Annotated in this window: 25 protein-coding genes and 1 tRNA gene; 14 read left to right on the top strand and 12 right to left on the bottom strand. The window is 64.7% G+C overall.

Annotation, left to right across the window (positions count from 1 at the left end):
• Window positions 1–6 precede the first annotated feature (6 nt).
• Window positions 7–852 (bottom strand): signal peptidase I, encoded by an 846-nt coding sequence (gene lepB / locus RMN99_RS07415; RefSeq protein ID WP_309622737.1) that lies wholly within the window; start codon window positions 850–852, stop codon window positions 7–9.
• A gap of 162 nt (window positions 853–1,014) precedes the next feature.
• On the opposite strand from lepB, the gene pgi reads away from it, so the two are divergent.
• Window positions 1,015–2,529: a glucose-6-phosphate isomerase gene (pgi, locus tag RMN99_RS07410; RefSeq protein ID WP_309622664.1), complete on the top strand. Its 1,515-nt coding sequence runs from the start codon at window positions 1,015–1,017 to the stop codon at window positions 2,527–2,529.
• Window positions 2,530–2,545: 16 nt separating this feature from the next.
• Here pgi and RMN99_RS07405 read toward each other — a convergent pair whose 3' ends face one another.
• On the bottom strand, window positions 2,546–3,136 hold the full coding sequence (locus RMN99_RS07405; RefSeq protein ID WP_309622663.1) for a WYL domain-containing protein: 591 nt from the start codon (window positions 3,134–3,136) through the stop codon (window positions 2,546–2,548).
• Window positions 3,137–3,258: 122 nt separating this feature from the next.
• Between RMN99_RS07405 and gorA the strand changes: the two genes are divergently transcribed.
• From gorA to RMN99_RS07385, 4 genes are all read left to right on the top strand, one after another.
• Window positions 3,259–4,605 carry a glutathione-disulfide reductase gene (gene gorA / locus RMN99_RS07400; protein ID WP_309622662.1) on the top strand — a complete coding sequence of 449 codons (1,347 nt, stop codon included), beginning with the start codon at window positions 3,259–3,261 and terminating at the stop codon, window positions 4,603–4,605.
• Window positions 4,606–4,694: 89 nt separating this feature from the next.
• Window positions 4,695–5,417: an SDR family NAD(P)-dependent oxidoreductase gene (locus tag RMN99_RS07395; protein WP_309622661.1), complete on the top strand. Its 723-nt coding sequence runs from the start codon at window positions 4,695–4,697 to the stop codon at window positions 5,415–5,417.
• A gap of 14 nt (window positions 5,418–5,431) precedes the next feature.
• Window positions 5,432–6,457, top strand: coding sequence for an NAD-dependent epimerase/dehydratase family protein (locus RMN99_RS07390; protein ID WP_309622660.1), 1,026 nt, complete (start codon window positions 5,432–5,434; stop codon window positions 6,455–6,457).
• 39 nt (window positions 6,458–6,496) lie between these two features.
• Complete coding sequence (locus tag RMN99_RS07385) at window positions 6,497–6,892, top strand: MAPEG family protein (RefSeq protein ID WP_309622659.1); 396 nt, start codon at window positions 6,497–6,499, stop codon at window positions 6,890–6,892.
• On the opposite strand, the gene RMN99_RS07380 is transcribed toward RMN99_RS07385, so the two are convergent.
• The gene (locus tag RMN99_RS07380) at window positions 6,889–7,656 is read right to left on the bottom strand and encodes a cyclase family protein (protein WP_309622658.1); all 768 of its coding nucleotides are present in this window, start codon (window positions 7,654–7,656) and stop codon (window positions 6,889–6,891) included. The two genes, RMN99_RS07385 and RMN99_RS07380, sit on opposite strands and share 4 nt — an antisense overlap.
• Before the next feature lie 45 nt (window positions 7,657–7,701).
• On the opposite strand from RMN99_RS07380, the gene RMN99_RS07375 reads away from it, so the two are divergent.
• A complete protein-coding gene (locus RMN99_RS07375; RefSeq protein ID WP_309622657.1) occupies window positions 7,702–8,475 on the top strand; it encodes a thioesterase family protein in 774 nt (257 codons plus the stop codon).
• 33 nt (window positions 8,476–8,508) lie between these two features.
• Window positions 8,509–9,792 (top strand): hypothetical protein, encoded by a 1,284-nt coding sequence (locus tag RMN99_RS07370; RefSeq protein WP_309622656.1) that lies wholly within the window; start codon window positions 8,509–8,511, stop codon window positions 9,790–9,792.
• Between the two features lie 34 nt (window positions 9,793–9,826).
• On the opposite strand, the gene aroB is transcribed toward RMN99_RS07370, so the two are convergent.
• Window positions 9,827–10,933: a 3-dehydroquinate synthase gene (gene aroB, locus RMN99_RS07365; RefSeq protein ID WP_309622655.1), complete on the bottom strand. Its 1,107-nt coding sequence runs from the start codon at window positions 10,931–10,933 to the stop codon at window positions 9,827–9,829.
• On the bottom strand, window positions 10,924–11,484 hold the full coding sequence (locus RMN99_RS07360) for a shikimate kinase (RefSeq protein ID WP_309622736.1): 561 nt from the start codon (window positions 11,482–11,484) through the stop codon (window positions 10,924–10,926). Before RMN99_RS07360 ends, aroB begins: the two co-directional genes overlap by 10 nt.
• A gap of 61 nt (window positions 11,485–11,545) precedes the next feature.
• On the opposite strand from RMN99_RS07360, the gene RMN99_RS07355 reads away from it, so the two are divergent.
• From RMN99_RS07355 to RMN99_RS07335, 5 genes are all read left to right on the top strand, one after another.
• Window positions 11,546–11,695, top strand: coding sequence for a hypothetical protein (locus RMN99_RS07355; protein ID WP_309622654.1), 150 nt, complete (start codon window positions 11,546–11,548; stop codon window positions 11,693–11,695).
• Entirely contained in the window at window positions 11,692–13,527 is a 1,836-nt protein-coding gene (locus tag RMN99_RS07350; protein ID WP_309622653.1) for a hypothetical protein, read from the top strand. Before RMN99_RS07355 ends, RMN99_RS07350 begins: the two co-directional genes overlap by 4 nt.
• A gap of 11 nt (window positions 13,528–13,538) precedes the next feature.
• On the top strand, window positions 13,539–14,450 hold the full coding sequence (locus tag RMN99_RS07345) for a tyrosine recombinase (protein ID WP_309622652.1): 912 nt from the start codon (window positions 13,539–13,541) through the stop codon (window positions 14,448–14,450).
• On the top strand, window positions 14,447–15,394 hold the full coding sequence (locus RMN99_RS07340; RefSeq protein WP_309622651.1) for an acetyl-CoA carboxylase carboxyltransferase subunit alpha: 948 nt from the start codon (window positions 14,447–14,449) through the stop codon (window positions 15,392–15,394). Before RMN99_RS07345 ends, RMN99_RS07340 begins: the two co-directional genes overlap by 4 nt.
• A gap of 90 nt (window positions 15,395–15,484) precedes the next feature.
• Window positions 15,485–16,969, top strand: coding sequence for a M48 family metalloprotease (locus RMN99_RS07335; RefSeq protein WP_309622650.1), 1,485 nt, complete (start codon window positions 15,485–15,487; stop codon window positions 16,967–16,969).
• Window positions 16,970–17,042: 73 nt separating this feature from the next.
• On the opposite strand, the gene RMN99_RS07330 is transcribed toward RMN99_RS07335, so the two are convergent.
• The 4 genes from RMN99_RS07330 to RMN99_RS07315 all read right to left on the bottom strand — a co-directional run bounded on the left by RMN99_RS07330 (window position 17,043) and on the right by RMN99_RS07315 (window position 18,253).
• Window positions 17,043–17,219 carry a Flp family type IVb pilin gene (locus tag RMN99_RS07330; protein ID WP_309622649.1) on the bottom strand — a complete coding sequence of 59 codons (177 nt, stop codon included), beginning with the start codon at window positions 17,217–17,219 and terminating at the stop codon, window positions 17,043–17,045.
• 171 nt (window positions 17,220–17,390) lie between these two features.
• Window positions 17,391–17,567: a Flp family type IVb pilin gene (locus RMN99_RS07325; protein WP_309622648.1), complete on the bottom strand. Its 177-nt coding sequence runs from the start codon at window positions 17,565–17,567 to the stop codon at window positions 17,391–17,393.
• Between the two features lie 225 nt (window positions 17,568–17,792).
• Window positions 17,793–17,969, bottom strand: coding sequence for a Flp family type IVb pilin (locus RMN99_RS07320; protein ID WP_309622647.1), 177 nt, complete (start codon window positions 17,967–17,969; stop codon window positions 17,793–17,795).
• 92 nt (window positions 17,970–18,061) lie between these two features.
• On the bottom strand, window positions 18,062–18,253 hold the full coding sequence (locus tag RMN99_RS07315) for a Flp family type IVb pilin (RefSeq protein WP_309622646.1): 192 nt from the start codon (window positions 18,251–18,253) through the stop codon (window positions 18,062–18,064).
• Between the two features lie 102 nt (window positions 18,254–18,355).
• On the opposite strand from RMN99_RS07315, the gene RMN99_RS07310 reads away from it, so the two are divergent.
• Together RMN99_RS07310 and RMN99_RS07305 are read left to right on the top strand one after the other, a co-directional pair.
• Window positions 18,356–18,754, top strand: coding sequence for a (deoxy)nucleoside triphosphate pyrophosphohydrolase (locus RMN99_RS07310; protein ID WP_309622645.1), 399 nt, complete (start codon window positions 18,356–18,358; stop codon window positions 18,752–18,754).
• Window positions 18,755–18,799: 45 nt separating this feature from the next.
• Window positions 18,800–18,876 (top strand) — tRNA-Arg (locus tag RMN99_RS07305).
• 97 nt (window positions 18,877–18,973) lie between these two features.
• On the opposite strand, the gene RMN99_RS07300 is transcribed toward RMN99_RS07305, so the two are convergent.
• The 3 genes from RMN99_RS07300 to RMN99_RS07290 form a co-directional block, all read right to left on the bottom strand.
• Window positions 18,974–20,128 carry a diguanylate cyclase gene (locus RMN99_RS07300; protein WP_309622644.1) on the bottom strand — a complete coding sequence of 385 codons (1,155 nt, stop codon included), beginning with the start codon at window positions 20,126–20,128 and terminating at the stop codon, window positions 18,974–18,976.
• 61 nt (window positions 20,129–20,189) lie between these two features.
• Complete coding sequence (locus RMN99_RS07295) at window positions 20,190–21,962, bottom strand: hypothetical protein (protein ID WP_309622643.1); 1,773 nt, start codon at window positions 21,960–21,962, stop codon at window positions 20,190–20,192.
• A 17-nt stretch (window positions 21,963–21,979) separates the two neighbouring features.
• Window positions 21,980–22,639: a GcrA family cell cycle regulator gene (locus RMN99_RS07290; protein WP_309622642.1), complete on the bottom strand. Its 660-nt coding sequence runs from the start codon at window positions 22,637–22,639 to the stop codon at window positions 21,980–21,982.
• Window positions 22,640–22,661 lie beyond the last annotated feature (22 nt).

Below are 22,661 nucleotides of genomic sequence, written 5' to 3'. Positions count from 1 at the left end.
GCAGCCTCAGAAGGTTCCGCCCAGCCGGTTCCAGCGCGCGGCGCTGAACCAGGTCCACGGCTTGAGCCATTCGGCGCTGCCATCGGTAGACCACATCATCACCGTGGCGCGGCCCAGCAGGTTGTCGATCGGCACCAGCCCAATGCCGCCCGCAGGATCGGCGGGAAAGCGGCTGTCTTCGGAATTGTCGCGGTTATCGCCCATCAGGAACACATGGTCCTGGGGGACGATGAACGGATCGGTATCGTCCTTAGGGTAATTGCTGATCAGATCGAGCACTTCATAGCTGCGCCCGCCCGGCAGCGTCTCGGTAAAGCGGGGATAGCGGCACACTTCGGCGCCATCGGCGCGCTTGGCGGTAAAGCGGGCGGCATAGCAGCTGGTATTGGGGCTGACCGCCACTTCGAAATCGGCGATCTTGACCTTGGGCACGGCGACGTTGTTGAGCCACAGCTGCCCGCCCTTCATCTGGATGGTATCGCCGGGCAGGCCGATCACGCGCTTGATCCAGTCCTGCTCGAAATGCGCCGGGGCCTTGAACACCACGACATCACCGCGCGCGGGGTTGGACGCCAGCACGCGCTTTTCGGGCAGCAGCGGCGCGCCAAACGGCAGCGAACGGCTGGAATAGCCATAAGGCCATTTGGCCAGCAGCAGATAGTCCCCGTTGACCAGCCGCGGCAGCATCGATTCGCTGGGGATGTAGAACGGCGCGAAAATGAAGCTGCGGAACACCAGCACCGCCAAGGCCAGCTTGAGCAGGAAAACAGGGAAGGAATCTTCCTTCTTCGCCGGTTTCTGCACCGGATCGGAGGCGTAATTCGAAGTGTCCACGGGGGACGTGTCGGTCATATCGGTCATCAGGCTCGTCCATCTAGGCGCGAAAGGGCTGCGTCAAGGGCCAAGGTGTATGGCAATTGCAACACACCTTCCCCGGCTGCATAGCTATTCCACGCTTGGCCCCGCCGCAATGCGCGGTAATAGGCCCATTCGACAAGGTGCAGGAGTGTGACGATGAGCGACGCGATTTCAGCCGCATGGCAAGAGCTGGAACTCTTGCCCAAGCCCACTTTGAAAGCGCTGTTCGCCGATCCCGCACGGCTCGAAGCCTGGTCGGCGCGGCTTGATCTGCCGGGCGGGACGGTGCGGTTCGACTGGTCGAAGACCCACCTCGATGCGGCTCACGCCGCGGCGTTCCTGAAACTGGCCGATGCGGCAGGCTTTGCCGCTCGGCGCGGGGCGATGTTCGCCGGCGAGCATATCAATACCACCGAGGACCGTGCGGTCGAACACACAGCGCTGCGCGGCGTGGGGCGCGAAACCAGCGTGGAAGAAGCCCAGGCGCTGCACCTGCGCATGCAAAGCCTGGTCGAGGCGATCCACGAAGGCGCGCTGGGCGAGACCCGGCACCTGATCCATATCGGTATCGGCGGATCGGCGCTGGGCCCGGCGCTGGCGATCGATGCACTGGCGCGGGACGAGGCGAAAATGCAGGTCCACGTGGTCTCGAATATCGATGGCTGCGCGCTGGAAGCCGCGTTCAAGGCCTGCGATCCAGCCACCACGCTGATCGCGGTCGCCTCCAAAACCTTCACCACCACCGAAACCATGACCAACGCCATGTCGGCGCTGGATTGGCTGCGGCAGAACGGGGTTGAGGATGCCTATGGCCGGGTGGTGGCGCTGACCGCCTATCCCGACAAGGCGGTTGAATGGGGGGTGGATGAAACGCGCGTGCTGCCATTCTCGGAAAGCGTCGGCGGGCGCTATTCGCTGTGGTCGTCGATCGGGTTCCCGATTGCGTTGGCGCTGGGGTGGGACGATTTCGCCGAATTTCTCGACGGTGCGGCGGCGATGGACCGGCATTTCCTCGAAACGAATGGCTTTGCCAACCTGCCGCTGCGCGCGGCCTGCGCCGATCTCTATTACACGCGGCTGCGCGGCGCCCAGACCCGGGCCTGCTTCGCCTATGACGAGCGGCTGCGGCTGTTTCCAAGCTATCTCCAGCAGCTCGAAATGGAGAGCAACGGCAAGTCGGTGAAGCTCGATGGCAGCCCGGTAGATGGACCCACCGCGCCGATCACCTGGGGCGGGGTGGGCACCGATGCGCAGCACGCGGTGTTCCAGTTGCTGCATCAGGGGACCAATCTGGTGCCGGTCGATTTCATCGCCGCGATCATTCCGGGCGACAGCCTCGATCCGGCGCATCACCGGAACCTGCTGGCCAATTGCTTTGCGCAAGGCGCCGCGCTGATGGCGGGCAAAGCGGCCAAGGACCCGGCGCGCGCCTATCCCGGCGACCGGCCCAGCGCGGCGATCCTGGTGGAGGACCTGAACCCGGCCACGCTGGGCGCGCTGATCGCGTTCCACGAACACCGCACGTTCTGCGCCGGGGTGCTGATGCAGATCAACAGCTTCGACCAGTTCGGGGTGGAACTGGGCAAGGACATCGCCCGCGCGATCGTTGGCGGCGCGGCGGTGTTCGACGCCAGCACCGAGGCACTGCTGGCCGAGGCGGGGATCAAGTAACTCGTTTGGCTAAGATTTAGCGCCGCGCATCGATAGGCGGAATAATTAGTCCGAGGTCGTCAGCAACTGCGGGAGCGATTTTGACGCGATTTATGAGCCATTCTCTGACGCCGGCGAAGTGAACGCCATCATCGGTGGTCAGGGCCTCGATCCGGTCAAGGGCGAAAGTCCGACGATCAGAAATTTCGCGGCAATATCCATCCAGATACCAATTTCCTTCGTTTGCCAAAATTGCTTCGATCTGCATGTGCAAGGTTTGCCCGCCATGATCGACGTATAGTGTCATACCGTTCACGTGGATTGGGACCATGCTTAGCGTCGATCTCCAAATCCGCCAGTATCGCTCTTCTTCTTTGATTTCGTCCTTCGTTTTCCACACACCCCGACTGGTTTCGCGCATGCCAGAGTGCAGTGATTGTTGGATAGACTTTTCCGAAATTGGCGCTGCCATTAGAGCAGCAAACTTTTCTGTATCGATATCTTCAAACTCCTCCGAAGAGGTTGCAGGCGGTTTTGATTTCGCTTCCCTTCCTGCGTTGCGCGCAATGACGAAAAAGGCCAACAAAGCCATGCCAGCGATACAAAGGACGGCAAAACCTAAGGTCATTTGATAGTGAAGTCCTGCATCAATGCATTTGTCAATGTCAGCTGTGGGTTCAAAGTCCTTCTATCACCCCAATCACCAAAACCGCTTGGCAAACCCGCACCGCCCACCCCATATCCCCGCCCATGACAGACAATGACTATGACCAGTTCGTGATCGGTGGCGGTTCGGGCGGGGTGCGCGCCAGCCGGATTGCCGCGTCGCACGGCGCGCGCGTGGCGGTGGCCGAGGAATTCCGCATCGGCGGCACCTGCGTGATCCGCGGCTGCGTGCCCAAGAAGCTGCTGGTTTACGGCTCGCACTTTGCCGAGGAGCTGCATGATGCCTCGCACTACGGCTGGTCGGTTACGGGCATGACCTTCGACTGGAACGTGCTGCGCGATACCGTGCTGCGCGATGTCGACCGGTTGGAGGCGGCTTACACCGTCACGCTCGACAACAACAAGGTCGATCATTTCAAGGAACGCGCAGAGGTTGCCGGGCCCAACACGGTGACGCTGGCTTCGGGGCGCGACATCACCGCGAAATACATCCTGATCGCGACCGGCGGCTGGCCGGTGATGCCCCACTTTGAAGGCAACGAGCACTGCATCACCTCGAACGAGGTGTTCCACCTGCCCAGCCTGCCCAAGCGCGTGGTGGTGCAGGGTGCGGGTTATATCGCGATGGAGTTTGCCGGGATATTCAACGCGCTTGGCTGCCATGTCATCGTGGTCAATCGCAGCGAGACGCTGCTGCGCGGCTATGACGAGGCACTGCGTGACCGGCTGCTGCAGATCACCATGGCAAGAGGCATCGAATACAAGTTCAATTGCCCGATCAAGCGCGTCGAAAAGCTGGCAGACGACAGCTTGATGGTCACCGTTGGCGATCAGGATCCGTTTCCCGCCGATGTCGTGCTGGTCGCAACCGGGCGTCGCCCCAAGACCGATGGACTGGGGCTGGAAAGCGCCGGAATTGCGCTGGGCAAGAACGGCGAAGTGCCGGTCGATGACTTCAGCAAGACCAGCTGTGATAGCATCTATGCAGTGGGCGACGTGACTGACCGGGTGCAATTGACCCCGATCGCGATCCGTGAAGGCCATGCCGTTGCCGATACGCTGTTCGGCGGCAATCCGCGTTCGACTGCGTACGATTGCATCCCCAGCGCGGTCTTTTCGCAGCCGCCGCTGGCCTCGGTCGGCCTGACCGAAGGCCAGGCGCGCAACGCCCACGGCAACATCAAGGTTTTCACCTCGGACTTCCGGCCGATGAAAAACGTCTTCGCCAGCCGCCAGGAACGCGGGCTTTACAAGCTGGTGGTCGATGCCGGGACCGACCGCATCCTGGGGATCCACATGATCGGCCCCGACGCGCCCGAAATCCTCCAGGCGGCAGCGATCGCGGTGCAGGCCAAGCTGACCAAGGCCGATTTTGATGCCACCGTCGCGCTGCATCCCTCCATGGCCGAGGAACTGGTGTTGATGCGCTAATCTCCCCCTCCCGCAGGCGGGAGGGGGACTGGTTGCATTCCGCAACCGATCAGCTAGTCTGCCTTTCCAACGACATGGGGAGAATTGCAATGCGCCTTGACGGCAAGACCGTGCTGGTTACCGGCGGGACCGACGGGATCGGCGCGCAACTGATCCGGCAATTGCGTGCCAAGGGCGCGGTGGTGATTGCATCGGGGCGCAATGCCGAGCGGATTGCCGCAACCCGCGCCGATGGTTTTGAAGTGATCGCTGCTGATCTGTCCACGCCCGCCGGGGTTGATGCTTTGGTGGCCGGATTGGGGGATCGCCCGATCGACATTCTGGTCAACAATGCCGGGGTTGGCACCAACTATGATTTTCGCAGCGGTGAGGTTGATCTGGCCGGGGCCGAAGCTACCTATTACCTCAACCTCCACGCCCCCACGCTGCTGATCGCGCGGCTGCTGCCGGTGCTGAAAGCGCGGCCTGAGGCGATGATCGTCAACGTCACGTCGGGGCTGGCGCTCGCGCCCAATGCCGGATCGCCGGTCTATTGCGCCAGCAAGGCGGGGCTGCGGTCCTATACACTGGCGATCCGGGCGCAGCTCAAAGGCACCGGGATTACCGTGGTGGAAGCGCTGCCGCCGATGGTCGATACGCAAATGACCGCCGGGCGCGGATCGAACAAGTTGAGCGCGCCCGAATGCGCTCGGCAGATTGTGCAGGGCATGGAACGCGGCTCTGAGACGATCAACGTCGGCATGGTCAAGGTTTTGCAGCTGGTTCACTCGATCTCGCCCGCCCTGGCGCGGTCGATCATGATCCGGTTCTGAAAGGGAGAAGGACAATGGCAGGCACGGTCTTCGTTTCGGGCGGCAGCGGCTACATCGCCGGGGAAACCATCCGCCAGCTGCTCGTCAATGGCTGGAGCGTTCACACCTCGGTGCGCAGCCTGACGCGCGAGGCCGAGCTGCGCGCGCAGCTGGGCGGCACGCCGCAGACGCTGAAGTTCTTCGCCGCCGATCTGACCAGCGATGCCGGCTGGGCCGAGGCGATGGCCGGGTGCCAAGCGGTGTGCCACATGGCCTCGCCGTTTCCGGCGGCCGTGCCCAAAGACGAGAACGAGCTGATCGTGCCGGCCCGCGATGGCGCGCTGCGGGCATTGCGCTTTGCCAAGGCGGCAGGAATCAAGCGGTTCGTGATGACCAGTTCGGCCGCCGCGATCGCCTATGGCCACCCGCCGGGCAAAAGCGATTATGACGAAAACGACTGGACCAATGTCGATGCCCCCGGGGTCCAGCCCTATATCAAATCCAAGACCATCGCCGAGCGCGCCGCGCGCGATTGGGTGGCGGCCGAGGGCGGTGACATGGACTATTGCGCGGTCTGCCCGGTCATGGTGCTGGGGCCGGTGCAGGGGGGCGATTTTGCGGCGTCGGTTGAACCGGTGCTCAGGCTGCTCAACGGATCGATCCCGGCCTTGCCCGATGTTGGGTTCAGCATTGTCGACTTGCGCGATATTGCCGCGCTGCACGTGCTCGCGCTTGAGGCGCCGGCCGCCAAGATCAGAGATGGACGGTTCCTGGGCAGCTCGGGCCGCTTCTTCAAATTCGCCGATATGGCAGCGGTGCTACGCGAACGGCTTGGCCCGCAGGCGCGCAAGGTCCCGGTCCGCAAGATGCCGGGCTGGGCGGTGCACGTGCTCGCACTGTTCATGCCGCCCGCGCGGCAGCTCTTGGGCGAGATCGGGCGGACCCGCGCAACCAGCTCGGCGCGGGCGCAAAGCGTGCTCGGCTGGAAGCCGCGCCCGCCCGAAGATAGCATCATCGATTGCGCGAACAGCCTGATCGAAAAGGGCGTTGTGAAGGTTTGATATCACCAGACATGTGCCTTGATTGCGAGGAGATTTGAGATGCAATTGCCCGTTACTTCGCTGGTCGCCGCAGGCTGCGCGACCCTGCTCCTGATCCTGGCAATCGACACGATCCGGCACCGCCTTAGGGCCAAGGTGGCGTTTGGCGATGGCGGCGATGCCCGTCTGACCAGTGCCAGCCGGGCCCACGGCAACCTCGCCGAACACGCGCCGATCGTGCTGATCATGCTCGGCCTGCTGGAATACAATCAGGCCGATCACGCAATGCTGTTGTTGATCGGGAAGGTGTTCCTGCTGGGGCGGATTTCCCACGCGATCGGGCTTTACGCGCCGTCTGCTCCGGGCAAGGCACCGATCCCGCGGCAGATCGGGGTGGTCATAACCTTCGGGACGATCGCCGTGCTGGCGGCCATGCTGCTGGTCCGGCTGGTTTAGCCGATCAGCGCCACGGCGCGGATCCAGCCGGCGCTGGCGCCCTCGATCTTGACCGGAAAGCAGCTGAGCGTGAAGCCGTTGGCGGGCAGCGCGGCCAGGTTCATCAGCTTTTCGATCTGCCAGTATGGCCGCACCCGGCCAGCCTTGTGGCCTTCCCAGATGATCGCGGGATCGCGGGTTTCGGCCCAGCGCTTTGCGGTGTGGCTGAACGGCGCGTCCCACGACCAGGCATCGGTGCCGACCACTTCGACCCCGCGCGCCGTCAGCCACAGTGTGGCCTCTGCGCCCACGCCTACGCCCTGATCGGTGAAGCTGTCGGTGCCATAGATCGCGCCCGACTGGATCAGCACGATGTCGAGCGGCTGGAGATCGTGCCCGATCCGCCCCAGTTCCGCCTCGACCTGCGCCGCGCTGACTACGGTACCGTGTGGCAGGTGTGAAAAGTCCAGCTTCACGCCAGGGCGGAAGAACCGGTCAAGCGGGGCTTCATCGATCGTCGCCGCGCGTTCCTTGCCGTCAAATGTCGTCGAATGGTAATGCCACGGCGCATCCATGTGCGTGCCGTTGTGAGTCGATAGCGTCAGTGTCTCAACCGCCCAGCCCTGGCCATCGGGCAGGTCTTCCTTGGTCAACCCGGGGAAGAACAGCGCGATCTGTGCCCAGGTTTCGCTGTGATCGGTATAGTGGATCTGCGGCAGCATCACGGGCGGATCTGACACCACTTTGGTGGTGATCGGGATCGACAGATCGATGAATTTGGTCATGATCCGAATGTTGACCTGCTTTCCGTTTACGTCAATGGAAAGGCGATGAGCTTTCCTCAAGTGCTGGCCGCCGCGCGGCCGATCGAAGGCGGATTTGCCGCCGTTGTCCCCGTTGACTGGATGCAGGGCCGCACCGCCTATGGCGGCCTTTCGGCGGCGCTGGCGCTGGCCGCGGCGCAGCGGCTGGCCGATGATCTGCCGCCGCTGCGCTCGGCCACGATCAACTTTGTCGGGCCGCTGGCGGGCGCGGTGGAAGTGCGCGCGCGGCTGCTGCGGCGCGGACGCAATGCCACCTGGATCGAGACGCAAGTGACCAGCGAGGCCGGGATCGGCCTGACCGCGACCTTCGTGTTCATGGGTGCGGTGGAGGCGAGCACGCTGCATCTTCACGATGTGCCGATGCCCGCCGTTGTCCCGCTCGATCAGGCGGTGCCCTTGCCGCCAACCGCCGGACCCGGCTTTGCCCCCAATTTCGAACGCCGCTTTGCCCAACATCGCAGCGCGGAAAAGCGCCCCGAAATCATCTGGTGGGAACGGCTGCGCGATAGCCAGGGGCTTGATCCGATGGTCGCGATGGTGCTGCTGGGCGATGCCTTGCCGCCCGGCGTCATGCCGCTGACCGGCCCCATGCCGATCAGTTCGATGACCTGGCTTATCAACATGTTGACCCCGCTGCCCGAAACCGACGACGGCTGGTTTTTGTTGCGCGCGGCGGCAAACTATGCGGAAAAGGGCTGTTCGAGCCAGGACATGGCAATCTGGAACAGCCGCGGCGAAGCGGTTGCGGTGGGGATGCAGTCGTACGCGATCTTCGGCTAGACTTTGGACCCGGTTGGGGAGGGGTGCGCGACGATGAAACGACTTGTCTGGGGTGCGGCCTCGCTGGCCTGTTCCGCCGCGGCGCTGGCGGCACCGCCCGCTGCTGAACGCAAGGCACCTTCGCCGCCGCGGGTTGCCGCTGTCCCGCTGTCGCTGCCCGATCCTGACCGCGAATGTGCCAGCGCCGAATCGGTGCTGTTGCCGCGTTACGGCGTGCGGATCTGCCTGGTTGAGCAACGCGGCTGGTTGATGCTGCGCGCCGAGGACGTCAGCACCGGGCGGCGCTATCCCGACATGGTGGCGGAATATGACAACGTGTTCGGGATACTCGCATCGACCAAGGCTGCGCCGCTGTGGCCCAGGTTGATGGCGTTTGTTGGCGAAGATGGCGAAGGCTGGCGCCGCGCGCTGCGCAAGCGCGCCGATGACTTGTTGACCACCGGGGTTCCGCGCCCGCGCGAAGGGTCACCGCTGGAGAATTTCGTTGGCGGCTCAGTGCTGATCACGCTGCAGGCGGCCGAACTTTACTGGCAAGCCGGTGATGCAGCGCTGGCGATCAAGCTCTTGAAAGATAAGCGGCTTGAACTGGAAAGCCTAGGCGCATTGACGAACCCGAACCTGCAGTTTTCATGGATTTCGCTGCTGCTGCGTCAGGCCAAGCTGGAGATCAACAGCGGCGATCTTGAGGGCGGGCTTTATCTTTACCGGCTGATCGCTGGGCAAAAGCAGTTAGACGGCGGCTTTCGCGCCAACGGACTGGTCAACCACGCTGCCGTGCTTGCCGAATACGACCGGCCGCGCGAAGCCATCGTGATGCTCGATGCGGCGGAAAAGGCTGCAGGTCCGCGCGGCGGCTGGGTTCCGGGAAGCGAGCGCCAGTTCGCCTGGATCAGGGCCTGTGCGCTTAACCAGTTGGGCGATGCGAAAGGCGCAAAAAAGGCGATGGCGGTGATCACCAAGGCATCGCCGACCCTGCGCCGGGCCAGCGGCGGGATTGCGTCTACCGAATCGATCGAATTGCGGATGGCCTATTGCATGAACGACGATGCCGCGATCGCGGCAATGCTGCACAGCGACGATAGCTATCTATATGAACCGGCGTGGTTCGCAATGCAGGACGGGGCGATCTCGCTCCAGCCCGGCAAGGATGCGGTGCGGCTGCGGGCACGCCAGCGGTTGATCGGCAGCACCACGGTGCCCGCGGTGCGGCAGTTGCCCGCTGCGCTGCACCCAGCGCTCAATTTCTGGGTCTCCCGCCCGGCTGAAACGCGCGCCGTTCCGGTGCCGGGGGTGGTGGGAACGAAGGGCTGGCGTTAGTGAAGCGGGCTATTGTTGGGCAGTAGCTAGACCCTCAGCGCGCCAGTTCGCCATCCAGAAACGCTGCAACCTCATCCAGCGCTACATCCGTGGCCAGGAACGCGTGACCAATCCCGTGCATCAGCACGAACGGCAGCACGCCGGCGTCCATCTTCTTGTCGTGGCGCATATGTGCGACCAGCGCTGCGCCATCGCAATTGAGGCCGAGCGCGGCCACTTCGCTGGCCATCCCGACCTCAGCGAAATGCCGGGCGACATGTTCGGCGCTGGCCCGCGGCATCAGCCCGCGCGCAGCCGAAAACCGTGCGGCGAGGACCATGCCGAGCGCCACCCCTTCGCCGTGCAGCAGCCGGTCGGAAAAGCCGGTCTGCGCCTCAAGTGCATGGCCGAAGGTGTGGCCAAGGTTGAGCAGTGCGCGCAGGCCCGTGGTCTCGCGCTCATCCGCCGCAACGATCCGCGCTTTGGCAGCAACCGAGTGCGCGATGGCATATTCGCGCGCACCTGCATCGCCGGCCAGCAGGGCCGCACCATTGGCATCGCACCAGGCGAAGAAGGTGCCATCGCCAAGCAGGCCATATTTGACCACTTCGGCATAGCCCGCCCTCAGCTCGCGCGGAGGCAGGGTATCGAGCGCGGCCAGATCGGCCAGCACCAGCGCGGGCTGATGGAACGCGCCGACCAGGTTCTTGCCGGCCGGCGTATTGATCGCAGTCTTGCCGCCGACGCTCGAATCAACCTGCGCCAGCAGCGTTGTCGGCAGCTGGATGAACTGGCACCCGCGCTTGAGGATTGCCGCAGCAAACCCGGTCAGATCGCCGATCACGCCGCCGCCCAGCGCCAGCACATGATCGCCGCGCTCAACCTCTTGCGCCAACAGCCAGTCGGTGGTGGCGGCCAGCTGGTCCCAGCTCTTGCTCGCCTCGCCAGCCGGAAGGATCCGCCACGCCGCTTCGTGGCCGCCCTGGTGCAGCGCATGGTCGATGGCCGCTCCCCAGGCGGCGTAGACATTGGTATCGGTCACCACCGGCACGCGGGCCTTGCGCAAACGCCCGCGGCATTCGCTCACCAGATTGGCTAGCAGCCCGGTGCCGATCCGCACTTCATAGGGCCGGCCGGCCACGTCAACGGGGATCACAGCCATTGTTCGATGCCCTTCAGGATCACCTCCACCGTGCGGTGGTGCGGCACGTTGCCGCTTGTCACATGGATCGGCGCTTCAGCATAGGCGCTTTGCCGTTCAGCCTTGAGCCGGGTCAGGATTTCGCGCGGGTTTCCGCCTTGCAGCAAGGGGCGGCTGTTCTTGCGGCCAACCCGTTCGACAAGCACTTCGACATCGCTGTCGAGCCAGACCGCGATCGCTTGCTTGAGGATCAGCGCGCGGGTCTCGGGATTGATGAAAGCGCCGCCGCCGGTGGCGATCACCCGGCACGGCCCCTGGATCAGCCGGGCGATCACGCGGCGCTCCCCATCGCGGAAATAGCTCTCGCCAAATTGCGCGAAAATCTCTGCGATCGACATCTGCGCGGCACGCTCGATCTCTTCATCGGCATCGATAAAGGGCAGGTGCAGGGCATTGGCCAGCCGCCTGCCCACGCTGGTCTTGCCCACGCCCATCATACCCACCAGCACCAGCGGACGGTCAATCCGCCGCGCCAGCGCCTCGATTTCGGCAGGGGAAAGCGCATGCTCCATTGCGGCCACGGCTATAGATAGGCTAACCGGCAGCGCAAGCATTGGCAACGGAAGGCCGCGAGTGGCACAGCGAATGGGCAAGGGTGCATGGATTGGCGGCGGCGTGGTGCTGGCCGTTGCCGGGGTGCTGGGCTGGGCCTGGCACGATGGCGGGCTGCGCCCGCTGACCGAGCTTGAAGCACCGGCTGTGCTGCCCAGGATCGCATCGTGAAGCGCTGGCTGATGGGCACGGCTGGCCTCGCACTGGCGCTCTCGTCGCTGGCGGTTGCCCAGGATTCGCCCGAATCGCTGCTGCCCCCGGGCTTTGACAAGCCCAAGCCCGCCGCCCGGCCGCCGGCCACGCCTGGCGATGGCTCGACCCCGGTGGTCCAGCCGCTGCCTGGCGGAAGCAGCGGCGGTTCAGCCGGCGGAAGCACGTCAGCGGTCCGGCCTGCAACGCTGCCGTCGGGCGCGAGGGTCCCCTCGCTCAAAGAACTCGAATCGATGAGCCCGGACGAGCTGGACCAACTTCTAGGCCTCAAGCCCAAATTCGATATGCCTTCTGCGCTGCGCCGCTCCATGAAGCAGGTCGGGATTCTGGCCGAGGATGAAGGCGGGATGCCGCCGGGATCGCTGGGCCGGCAGAATGCGGCGCTGGTGGGCGCTCTGTTGGGTGGCAACAAGGGGCGGCTGGTCTCGCGCTGGGGCCACATCCTGTTGCGGCGCGTGCTGGCCTCGCGGTTGGATGCGCCCGCGGGCATGAACCCGGCCGATTTTGCCGGCGCGCGCGCGGCGCTGCTGGTGCGGATGGGTGAAGGCGATGCGGCGCGGCAGATGGTGCAGGATGTCGATGCCGGCAACTATACCCCGGCGCTGACTCAGGCCGCGATCGATGCCTACCAGTTCACCGGCGATATCACCGGGATCTGCCCGGTGGTCAGCGTGATCGGCGGCGGGCGCAAGGATGCCGATTGGCGAGTGCTGCAGGCGATCTGCTCCTCGTTCGAAGGCAGCGGCGCTTCGGCCTTGGCGCAGCTTGACCGGCTGGTGGGACAAGGCGGCTGGCAGCAGCTCGATGTGTTGCTGGCCAAGCGTTATGCCGGCGCAGCGGGCAAAGCGCGCCAGACTGTGAAAATCGAATGGGAAGGGGTCCAGGAAATGACCCCGTGGCGCTATGCACTGAGCATGGCGGTGGGCGCTGCGCCGCCCGCAGCGCTGCTCAATGATTTGCCGGTGCGCTATGACTATGTTGCGGCCACCGCGCCGATGGCTCCGCTGGTGGCGCGCGCCAAAGGCGCCGACCGTGCGGGGGCGGCGGGCATCCTGTCATCGGCGGCGATGGTCGATCTTTACAGCCAGATCTACAGCCAGGACGATATCAACGGCCCCTTTGCCGAAAGCGCCGACACGCTGCGCATTGCCTATGTCGGCGAAACACCCGAGGCGCGGATGCAGGCGATCCGCGCGCTGTGGGATGGCGGCACCGATGCCGAAGCGCGCTATTCGCGCCAGGTGCTGACCGCCTTTGCCGCCGCGCGGGTAACCCCTTCGGGCGATCATGACGCGGTGTTGCCCGATCTGATCGCCGCGATGCTCAGCGCCGGGCTGGATCAGAACGCGCTGCGCTGGGCGCCGCATGCCGATCTGGGCACGGTCGGCTGGGGCCAGCTGGTGCTGGCCGCACCCAATCGCACCGCGCCGGTCGAAGGCGGCGCGCTTGACAGTTTTTACGATGGCGATGCCAGCGAAGGACACCGCAAATCGCGCTTTTTGCTGGCCGGACTGGCTGCGCTGGGCCGGGTGAAAGCCAATACCGCAGGCGGGTTCGCCGATAAGCTGGGGATCGATCTGGGCCGCCAGACCCGCTGGACCCGGCTGATCGATCAGGCCGCAGATGTGAACAACCGCGCGCTGGTGGTGCTGCTGGCCGGGATCGGGATGCAAGGTGATAGCTGGGCCAAGATGACCAGCGTCAACCTGTACCACATCATTTCCGCTCTGGACCGCGTCGGGCTTTCCGCCGAAGCGCGGATGATCGCCGCTGAAGCGGTGGCGCGGAGCTAAGCGGGTATGGCGTGACCGCCATCGAATCTTTCCTTGCGATGCTCGCCGCCGAACGCGGCGCGGCGGCCAATACGCTGGCGGCCTATCGCCGCGATCTGGAAGGTGCCGAAGAAGCGATCGGCGATCTGGTCAGCGCGGACCGCGATGCTTTTGCCTCGCTGGGCGGGGCCTGGGCGGCGCTTGCTCCGGCCAGCCTGGCGCGCAAATGCTCGGCCTTGCGGCAGTTCTGCGGCTTCATGGTGGATGAAGGCTGGCGCGGCGATGATCCGTCGCCCGCGTTGCCGCGCCCGCGCAGCCGCCGCCCGCTGCCGCGGTTGCTCAGCCACGCCGAAGTAAAGGCGCTGTTCGTCCGCGCCGAGGAAGAAGCGGCAGGCGAACGGCGCGAGGCGGTGCGGCTGCTGACGCTGCTTGAACTGCTCTATGGTTCGGGCTTGCGCGCGACCGAGCTGGTTTCGTTGCCGCTCAGCGCGGTGCCGCGCGATGCGCCGTTGCTGACCGTCACCGGCAAAGGCGGGCAGCAGCGCATGGTGCCGGTCAGCGGCGCGGCGCTTGCGGCGTTGTCGCGCTGGACGGCGCTGCGCGGGGACGGGGGCAAGCTGCTGTTTCCATCGACCGGCAAGAGCGGGCATCTGACCCGGATCCGGCTGTTCCAGCTGCTCCGTGCGCTGGCGGCGCGGGCCGGGATCGACGCCGAGAAAGTCAGCCCGCATGTGCTGCGCCACGCCTTTGCCACGCATCTGCTCGAAGGCGGGGCGGACCTGCGGGTGTTGCAGACGCTGCTGGGCCATGCCGATATCGCCACCACCCAGATCTACACCCATGTCGATGCAGCGCGGCTGGTGGCACTGGTCAATGCCCGGCATCCCCTGGCAACCCGCGAGCCCTTGCCCAGCGCGGCACATGAGGCTAGCGCGGAGCCATGATTTCCTACCTCGAGTTTGAAAAGCCCGTCGCGGCGCTGGAAGCACGGATTGCCGATCTGCGCCAGACCGCCAAGGACGGCGATGTCGATATCGCCAGCGAAATGCGGCGGCTCGAAATGAAAAGCGCCGATCTGCTTGCCAGCACTTATGCCGCGCTGACCCCGTGGCAGAAGACGCAAGTCGCCCGGCACCCGATGCGCCCGCACTTCACCGATTACGTGGCCTCGATCTTTACCGATTTCATGCCGCTCGGCGGGGATCGCTATTTTGGCGATGATCAGGCGATTATCGGCGGTTTTGCGCGGCTGGGAGAGCGCCGCGTGGTGCTGATTGGCCACGAAAAAGGCAATGACACGCAAAGCCGGATCAAGCACAATTTCGGCATGGGCAAGCCCGAAGGCTACCGCAAGGCGATCCGCCTGATGGACCTGGCCGGGCGGTTCGGGCTGCCGGTGGTGACCTTGGTCGATACCTCGGGCGCGTTCCCGGGGGTTGAGGCGGAAGAGCGCGGTCAGGCCGAAGCGATCGCCCGCTCGACTCAGGCTTGCCTGGCGTTGCCGGTGCCGATGGTCGCGGTGATCGTGGGCGAGGGCGGTTCGGGCGGCGCGGTCGCACTGGCCAGCGCCGAGCGCGTGCTGATGCTCGAACATGCGGTCTATGCGGTGATCAGCCCCGAAGGCTGTGCCTCGATCCTGTGGCGGACGTCGGACAAGGCGGCCGAAGCGGCTGAAGCGATGAAGATAACCGCGCAGGACCTGCTGGGGCTGGGCGTGATCGACCGGATCGTCAAGGAACCGGTCGGCGGCGCCCACCGCGATCCCGCGCTGGCGGCCGAGGCGCTGTCCAAGGCGCTGGTGGAAGAGCTTGATTCGCTTGCCGCGCTTTCACCGGATCAGCTGCGGGCCAAACGCGAAGAACGCTTCCTGCGCATTGGCGAGGGCTGAACGGCCTGTTCAGCCTGGCGGAACCTTCGAGATTGCAATGCGTTGGCAAGGCATTACCCTGCACGCAGTCGCAGTATCGAGGAGTCTGAAATGTCCCGCATTCTTGGCCGCAAGGCCCTGGTTATCACCCTTGCGCCCGCGCTTGCCATCGGTGGCATGACCGCTGCGGCACCCATCGGCGCGCAGACCGGATCTGCCACAGCGGTGGCGTCGATCAGCGCCAAGGACAAGGCCGAAGGGGCCAAGGTCCACCCGCAACTGGTTGCCGAATTTGGCGGCGCGATGACCGGACCGCAGGCCACTTACGTCAGCGCGGTGGGCAAGAAGATCTCGCTGCAATCCGGACTGTCCAATTCGGCCAGCGATTTCACTGTCACGCTGCTCAACAGTTCGGTCGACAATGCCTTCGCGATTCCGGGAGGCTACGTTTACACCACGCGCCAGCTCGTCTCGCTGATGAACAACGAGGCCGAACTGGCCGGCGTGCTGGGCCATGAGGTCGGCCACGTTGCCGCCCGCCACAGCGCCAAGCGGCAAAGCGCGGCCACCAAGAACACGATTTTCGGCGTGGTCGGTGCGGTGCTTTCGGGCGTACTGCTGGGCAACAGCCAGATCGGCCAGTACCTGCAGCAGGGCTTCCTGCAAGGTTCGCAGCTATTGACGCTCAAGTACTCGCGGGGTCAGGAGAACGAGGCTGACGCGCTGGGGATCCGCTATCTGACCAAGGCCGGCTATGATCCGCGCGCGATGTCAAGCGTGTTGCAGAGCCTGGCCAACCAGAACGCGCTCGATGCGCGACTGATGGGGACGAGCGCGCAGGTGCCGGAATGGTCATCGACTCACCCCGATCCGCAATCGCGCGTGCGCACCACGCTCAACCTGGCGGGCACCCGCGGCGGGGTGACCAACCGCGATACCTTCCTGACCCGCATTGCCGGGCTGACCTATGGCGATGCGCCCGAACAGGGCTATATCGAAGGCCGCAGCTTCAAGCATGTGCCCTACAAGATGGCGTTCGAAGCCCCGACCGGGTTCTACCTGATCAATGGCTCCAACGCGGTGGCGATCGGCGGGCAGGCTGGGAAAGGCCAGTTCACCTCGGCCCCGTTCAGCGGCGATCTTGATGCCTATGTTCGTGGTGTGTTCAGCGCCTTTGCGCAGGCCAACAAGGCACAGCTCAATCCCGCGGCGGTGCAGCGCACCACGGTCAACGGCGTGGCGGCGGCCTATTCGGTTGCGCGGGTCGCCTCGGGCAACGGCGAGGTCGATGTGACGGTTTTCGCCTACCAGTGGGATGCGACCACCGCCTATCACTTCATGACGATCACCCAGGCCGGTGCAAACGTGTTCGATACGATGTTCCGCTCGATGCGGCGGCTCACCAATGCCGAGGCAACGGCGCTGAAGCCGCGCAAGCTGTCGGTGGTGACGGTGCGATCGGGCGATACCGTGCAGACCCTGTCCCGGCGCATGGCCTATGCCGACGCGCCGCTCGACCGCTTCCTGGTGCTCAACGGGCTGACCGCCACGTCGAAACTGGCGGTCGGCCAGAAGATCAAGCTGGTGGTCTATTGAGGCGCAGCACGCGCAGGAAAAGGGGCGGCGCACCACGGTGCACCGCCCCTTTTTTTGTGCGAACCCGCTCTTATTAGGCGGCGTTACCGCCCGACATCGCCGAAGAGGCGCTGTTGAACGTCGATTTGAGCTGGTTGCCCATGCCCTGCAGCGCGGCAATCGCGGCAACCGCGATCAGCGCGGCGATCAGGCCGTATTCGATGGCAGTGGCCCCGCGCTCGTCCTGAAAAAGCTTGCCGAGAAGCGTCATAACCAATCTCCTGTGGGCTGGCTGGCCGATGTGCCTGCTTCGTCAACCCGGTGTGTTGTGGCGCGAATGTGCGCTGTCTGTTCTTGCGATTGGACTAAAAAGTATTTTGTCATCCGGTCCGCTTGGCCGCAGACAGGCCAGGGCCGATGACCCTGGCCCGGCGCGCAATGATCAGGCGGCGTTGGCCCCCGACATGGCGGAAGAGGTGCTGTTGAACGTGCTCTTCAGCTCGTTGCCCAGGCCCTGCATCGCGGCAATGGCGGCAACGGCGATAAGCGCAGCGATCAGGCCGTATTCGATAGCGGTGGCGCCGACTTCGTCGCGCGAAAGTTTGGTAATGAAAGTCATGGCATCTGGTCCCCTTAGAAGGCTGGTGTACCCATTTCCCCAAATGTCACCCTGCTTCGAGAACTCCGAAATTGCGCCCGAATCCTTTATTTCGAGTTAATGCCCGCGAACCCGTGAGGCCCGGCAGCCAGTTCCCAGTTTTGCAGAACGCCTTGGCGCGGCGCACAAACGAAGGGGGCGGCAGGTCTCCCTGCCGCCCCCCGGTCTTGGTTCGTCGTACCAGGCTTAGGCGGCGTTGGCGCCCGACATAGCCGACGAAGTGGTGTTGAAGGTGCTCTTGAGCTGGTTGCCCAGGCCCTGCATCGCGGCGATCGCGGCAACGGCGATGAGCGCGGCGATCAGGCCGTATTCAATCGCGGTGGCGCCAGCTTCGTCACGGATCAGCTTGTTGAAAAAGGTCATATCTAGTCTCCTGTTGCAGTCTTCAATTACCCGGCTCGTTCCATCTCCGGAGTGAGCATGATTCGAATTAGAGGCAATTCCTTGCCAAACCTTTAAGCGGCCGTGGCCCCTGCGATGGCTTCGCCGCTTTTTGACGAAACGGTGTTCCAGGTCTCTTTGGTCTGGTTGGCGACCCCTTGCAGCGCGGTCAGCATGGCCAGCACGATGAGTGCGCAAATCAGGCCCATCTCGACAGCAGAGGTGCCGCGTTGGTCGCGAACCAGTCTTTGCAGGATAGCCTTCATTGTTCCCCAACTCCGCTGATTGTGGCAGCTAGCCATGCAGGTAGTGGGGACATCCCTAATTAATGGTTTAAGGCGGACCGCGATTTGCAAAAAAATCCGACAGTGATCGAAGTGGTCGCCGCTGCATTGATCAATCTGCAGGGCCAGGTGCTGATGCAGCGCCGCCGCGCAAACCGCGCCCATGGCGGGCTGTGGGAATTCCCGGGGGGCAAGGTAGAGCCGCGCGAAACCGACCTTGAGGCCCTGCAGCGCGAGATCGCCGAAGAGCTTGGCATTGCGCTTGATCGAGATGCGATTGTCTATCTGGCCGAGGCCGCCGATGCCGATGGCGGTATTGTCATCAGGCTTTACAGCTGCCGCCGCTGGCACGGTGAAGCGGCCGCACTGGATGCTGATGCCTTGCAATGGTACGATCCCGGCAGCCTTGGCCTGCTCGCCATGCCGCCGCTCGACGTGCCGCTTGCCGCGGCTGTGAAAGAGATGCTCGAAGGGGCAAAATAGCCGCTTGCCAAGCCCGCTGCGCCCCCCTATGTGCGCCGTTCCAACGCGCCCGTAGCTCAGCTGGATAGAGCATCAGACTACGAATCTGAGGGTCGGACGTTCGAATCGTTCCGGGCGCACCACTACCAAACCGGGCTCGCTTGCAGGTGGGCCTTTTTTGTATCCGCGGGTCACGGGACGTCTGGAACTTCGGCGCCGGAGCGCGCCCGGCCCGGCCAGTCAGGCGGCGGTGGCCTGCTTCGTTTCACAATCTTCGGCATTGGCCAGCGCGATCCGGTTTCGTCCGTCCTGCTTGGCCCGGTAAAGCGCGGCATCGGCGGCGCGCAAGGCGCTGCGCGGATCGCTGCAGGTAAAGACATCGGCAATCCCGGCAGAGAAGGTGACCTGACCGAACGGACGGTCGTTGGCCCGGTTGACCAGCCGCCGTTCGGCCAGTCCGGCGCGCAGCGCTTCGAGCCTGACAGAGGCTTCTTCAACCGAGGTGCCGCGCAGCAGCACGACGAATTCTTCGCCGCCGTGCCGGGCAACATGGCACTTGTCGTCCGACAGGCGCGCCAGGCAGTCGGCCACCAGTTTGAGCACCCGGTCACCGGCATCGTGACCATGCTCGTCGTTGATCCGTTTGAAATGGTCGATATCGCAGAAGGCCACGCACAGCTGGTCGGCGGCGGCGCGGGCATCGCGGTATTCTTCGGCAAAGCGCGCTTCGAAAGCGCGGCGATTGGGCAGGCCGGTCAGGTGGTCTTCCTCGGCGCTGCGCCGTGCCTCATCGAGCCGACGCCGCAGCGCGCGGGTCTGGGCTTCGCTGCGCAGCATCTGCTTTTCGATCTCGCGGGTGCGCTTGAGCATGACTTTGGCGATATTGGCGAGATCTGAAATCACCTCGCCCGCGCGGGTCACCTGCTCAAGTTCGCCAACGTGGCCTTCCAGTGCGGTGTGATAATCGCTGGTGGCGCGGTGCGCGTCGTGGCTGGTCTTGCCAAATTCGTCGATGCTGGCTTCCAGCCGCCGCATCAGATCGGCAAGGGTTGCCAGGTCCTGATCAGAATCGCGCGTGCCAAGCTGCTCTTCGAGCCACGCCTGGGTAAGCGGTTCGCGCGCACGGATGCGGCGATCGATCGCTCGCACCAGATCACGGTTGGCCCCGGCAAGATAGCTCCAGCCAGCGGCCAGGCTGGCAGCATTCACTTCCAGCTGATGCGCGGCAAGGAACCGGGCGACGTCCTCAAGCTGCTGCAAGCGCAGGCTGCCGCGCAGTTCGGGACGGGCTTCGGCAGTGGGCGCAGAGCCGTCGGCTCGATCGCCCTTGCCAAAGCCAAGCCAGCCGAGCAGGCCGCCGGGCTTGCGGTGGAGCGAAGGGTCATGCGCTGTCATGCCATGGTTAACGGCAGGGCAAGCACAAGATTAAGGCGTGGCACCAAAGATGGTGCCCGGATCAGTAGGAGTAGCCGCTTTCCCAGGCCGGATCGAAATCAGCCAGCCGCTTGCGGATTTGCGCCTTGTCGCGCTCAAGCGATTCCGGCTTCTGGCCAGACGTAAATGGCAGCGCATCGACCGGCTTGCCCATCCGCGCCATGGTAAAGCGCCATTCATCGGCTTCCTGCGAGAGGTTGGCGAGCGGATTGCGGGGGCGGGCGAACAGCTCCTCGATCCGCGGCAGGGCGCTAGCCGCGCCGGGACCCAGCCGGGCCAGCCCGCGGCGAACCGCACGGATGACCGGGCGCTGGATGGCCCATTGGGTGCCGCTTGCGATCTCGTTCTCAAGGATCTGCATCAGCATCGCCAATCCCGGCTGGCTCTGATCGGCAAGGCGTTCGATGAACGGTGCGGCCTGGCGGCGCAGCACCGGATCGGCCAGAATCCGCGCCTCATCGCCAGTGGGCTGCGCGAACGTTCCTTCGGGCAGTTTTGACAGCAGCTTGCCATATGCGCTGCGTTCTTGCGGATCGCTGGCGGGATTGAGGATCCGCGCCACCAGCGGCGCACGCAGTTCTGGCGGGATCGCTTTCTGGTAGAACCGGTTCACTTGGGTACGAATGCCGGTGATCCGCTGATCGGCGATGACGCGATGCACCAGCGCCAGATCTTCGGGCGCGGGCTTGTATTCAAGACTGTCCATCCAGCCCTTGGCGAGGTTCAGTTGAGCCTGACTGGCGGACGGTTTGTCCAGCGCAGCGATCACGGCGCTGCGCAGCGCGCCCGATTGCGCAACGTCGGGGATCGCCTGCGCCAGCGAGGTGTGGCGCAGCAGTTCGAGCAGCGGATCGAAATCGGGATAGATCGGCGCACTGGTCAGCATCGAATAGCCGATCACGAAGTGGGCATTCTCGATCATGCCCTCGAACCCGAAGTGGAACGGTGCGGCCAGCGCGCGCTGGCGTACCAGGCTGCGGCGCAGCAGCGGTGGCTGACCGGTACGCGCAACCTCGAGCCGGTCGACGTTGGGATTCCAGTGCGCGCGGTTGTTGGCGGTGATCGTGATGGTGAAATCGGCTGCAGGCGCGGTTTGGGTTTCGCTCAGCCCGGCGCTGGTGGCGAGCCGGATCGTCCAGTCGCTGATCACAGCTTGTCGCAAAGCCTGCTGGCGGTCCGATCGCGCGGGCAGCGGTTCGCCCTTCTTGTGCGGTTCGCGCAGTTCGGGGAGGTGCCCGACGATATCTTCGGGCTTGTTCGGTCCGGCACTGCCCCCGGCCTTACCCGGATCGAGCCGGAAATGCTTCTGGCGCGGATCGTCGGCATCGGCGGCTTCGTTGCGGATGGTGACACCGGTGACCCCAGGGGACGCCAGCAGGGCTGCGCAAAGCGCATCGCATGCGGGGCCGCCCAAGGCGCCATCGTGCGAGGGCTTCTTGTTGATCACCAGCACTTCGCCCGCCAGCCTGACTGGGTCGCCGGGCACAATCTCGGGCTGCATCGCGCTGTCGTATTGGGCCTTGTGGATCAGGCGCAGCGGTTGGGGCAGGATGAAGCCCAGCGCCACGACAATTGCAAGCGCTGCGGCCGTGGCCGGCCAGCTTTGCAACGGCAGCACCGCCCGGATCAGCAGCGTCGCCAGCAGATAGACGAACACCGTGGGCATGATCATCAGGATCAGCCCGGGAACAACCAGCAGGAACAGCCCGATCGTGACCAGCGACGGCGCCATCCAGACGACCGCGCTGATGATGCCGGTGATCAGAACTAGGGTCTTGAGACCGTATCCCCCCATGACCCCGGCTCAGCGCCTTAGCGCACCCGCGGGCCGCCAAACGGCAGCGGCGGGGGCGGGCGGCGATGGCCGCGTGGCAGCTGCGCCTGATAGGCACGCCCGCAATGTGGGACGCAATAGGGGAAGCCGGGGTTCACCTTTTCGCCGCAGAAGTGGAAATCGGGTTCGCCGGGGTGGCCCATCGGCCAGCGGCAGATCCGGTCATTCAGATCGAGCAGGCTGGTCTTTTCGGCCATGTCCGGGCTGGGCTTGGCCGGAACCAGGCGGCGCGGCGGGGCGGGCGGGATCGGCGCTTGCTGATCGCCCGGGCCCTGACGCAGAAATCCGCCGGGGCCGACCGAGACGATTCGCGGGGAACTGGGCTTGGGCGCGGGCTGGGCACCATCACCGGCCGGCACATCTGCGGGTGCAGCGCCGCGCGGCGCAGCGGGCGCGGCGGGACGCGGGGCCGGGGCCGGCCGTGGCGCGGCGGCCTTGGCGGCCTTTGGCGCGGGCGCGGCGGCTTCCCTTTCGTTGGGCTTGACCGGGCTGGGGCGGGCTTTCAGGCCAAGCCGGTGCGCCTTGCCGATCACGGCATTGCGGCTGACCCCGCCCAGTTCATCAGCGATCTGGCTGGCGGTAGAGCCGCCTTCCCACATCTTGGTCAGCTTTTCGATCCGTTCGTCGGTCCAGCTCATCGTGCCCGTTTCTCTTTCTACT

Origin of the sequence: Novosphingobium sp. (genome assembly GCF_031417815.1) — a bacterium.
Lineage (GTDB): Bacteria > Pseudomonadota > Alphaproteobacteria > Sphingomonadales > Sphingomonadaceae > Novosphingobium.
This window is presented reverse-complemented; position numbering and strand designations above follow the sequence as displayed.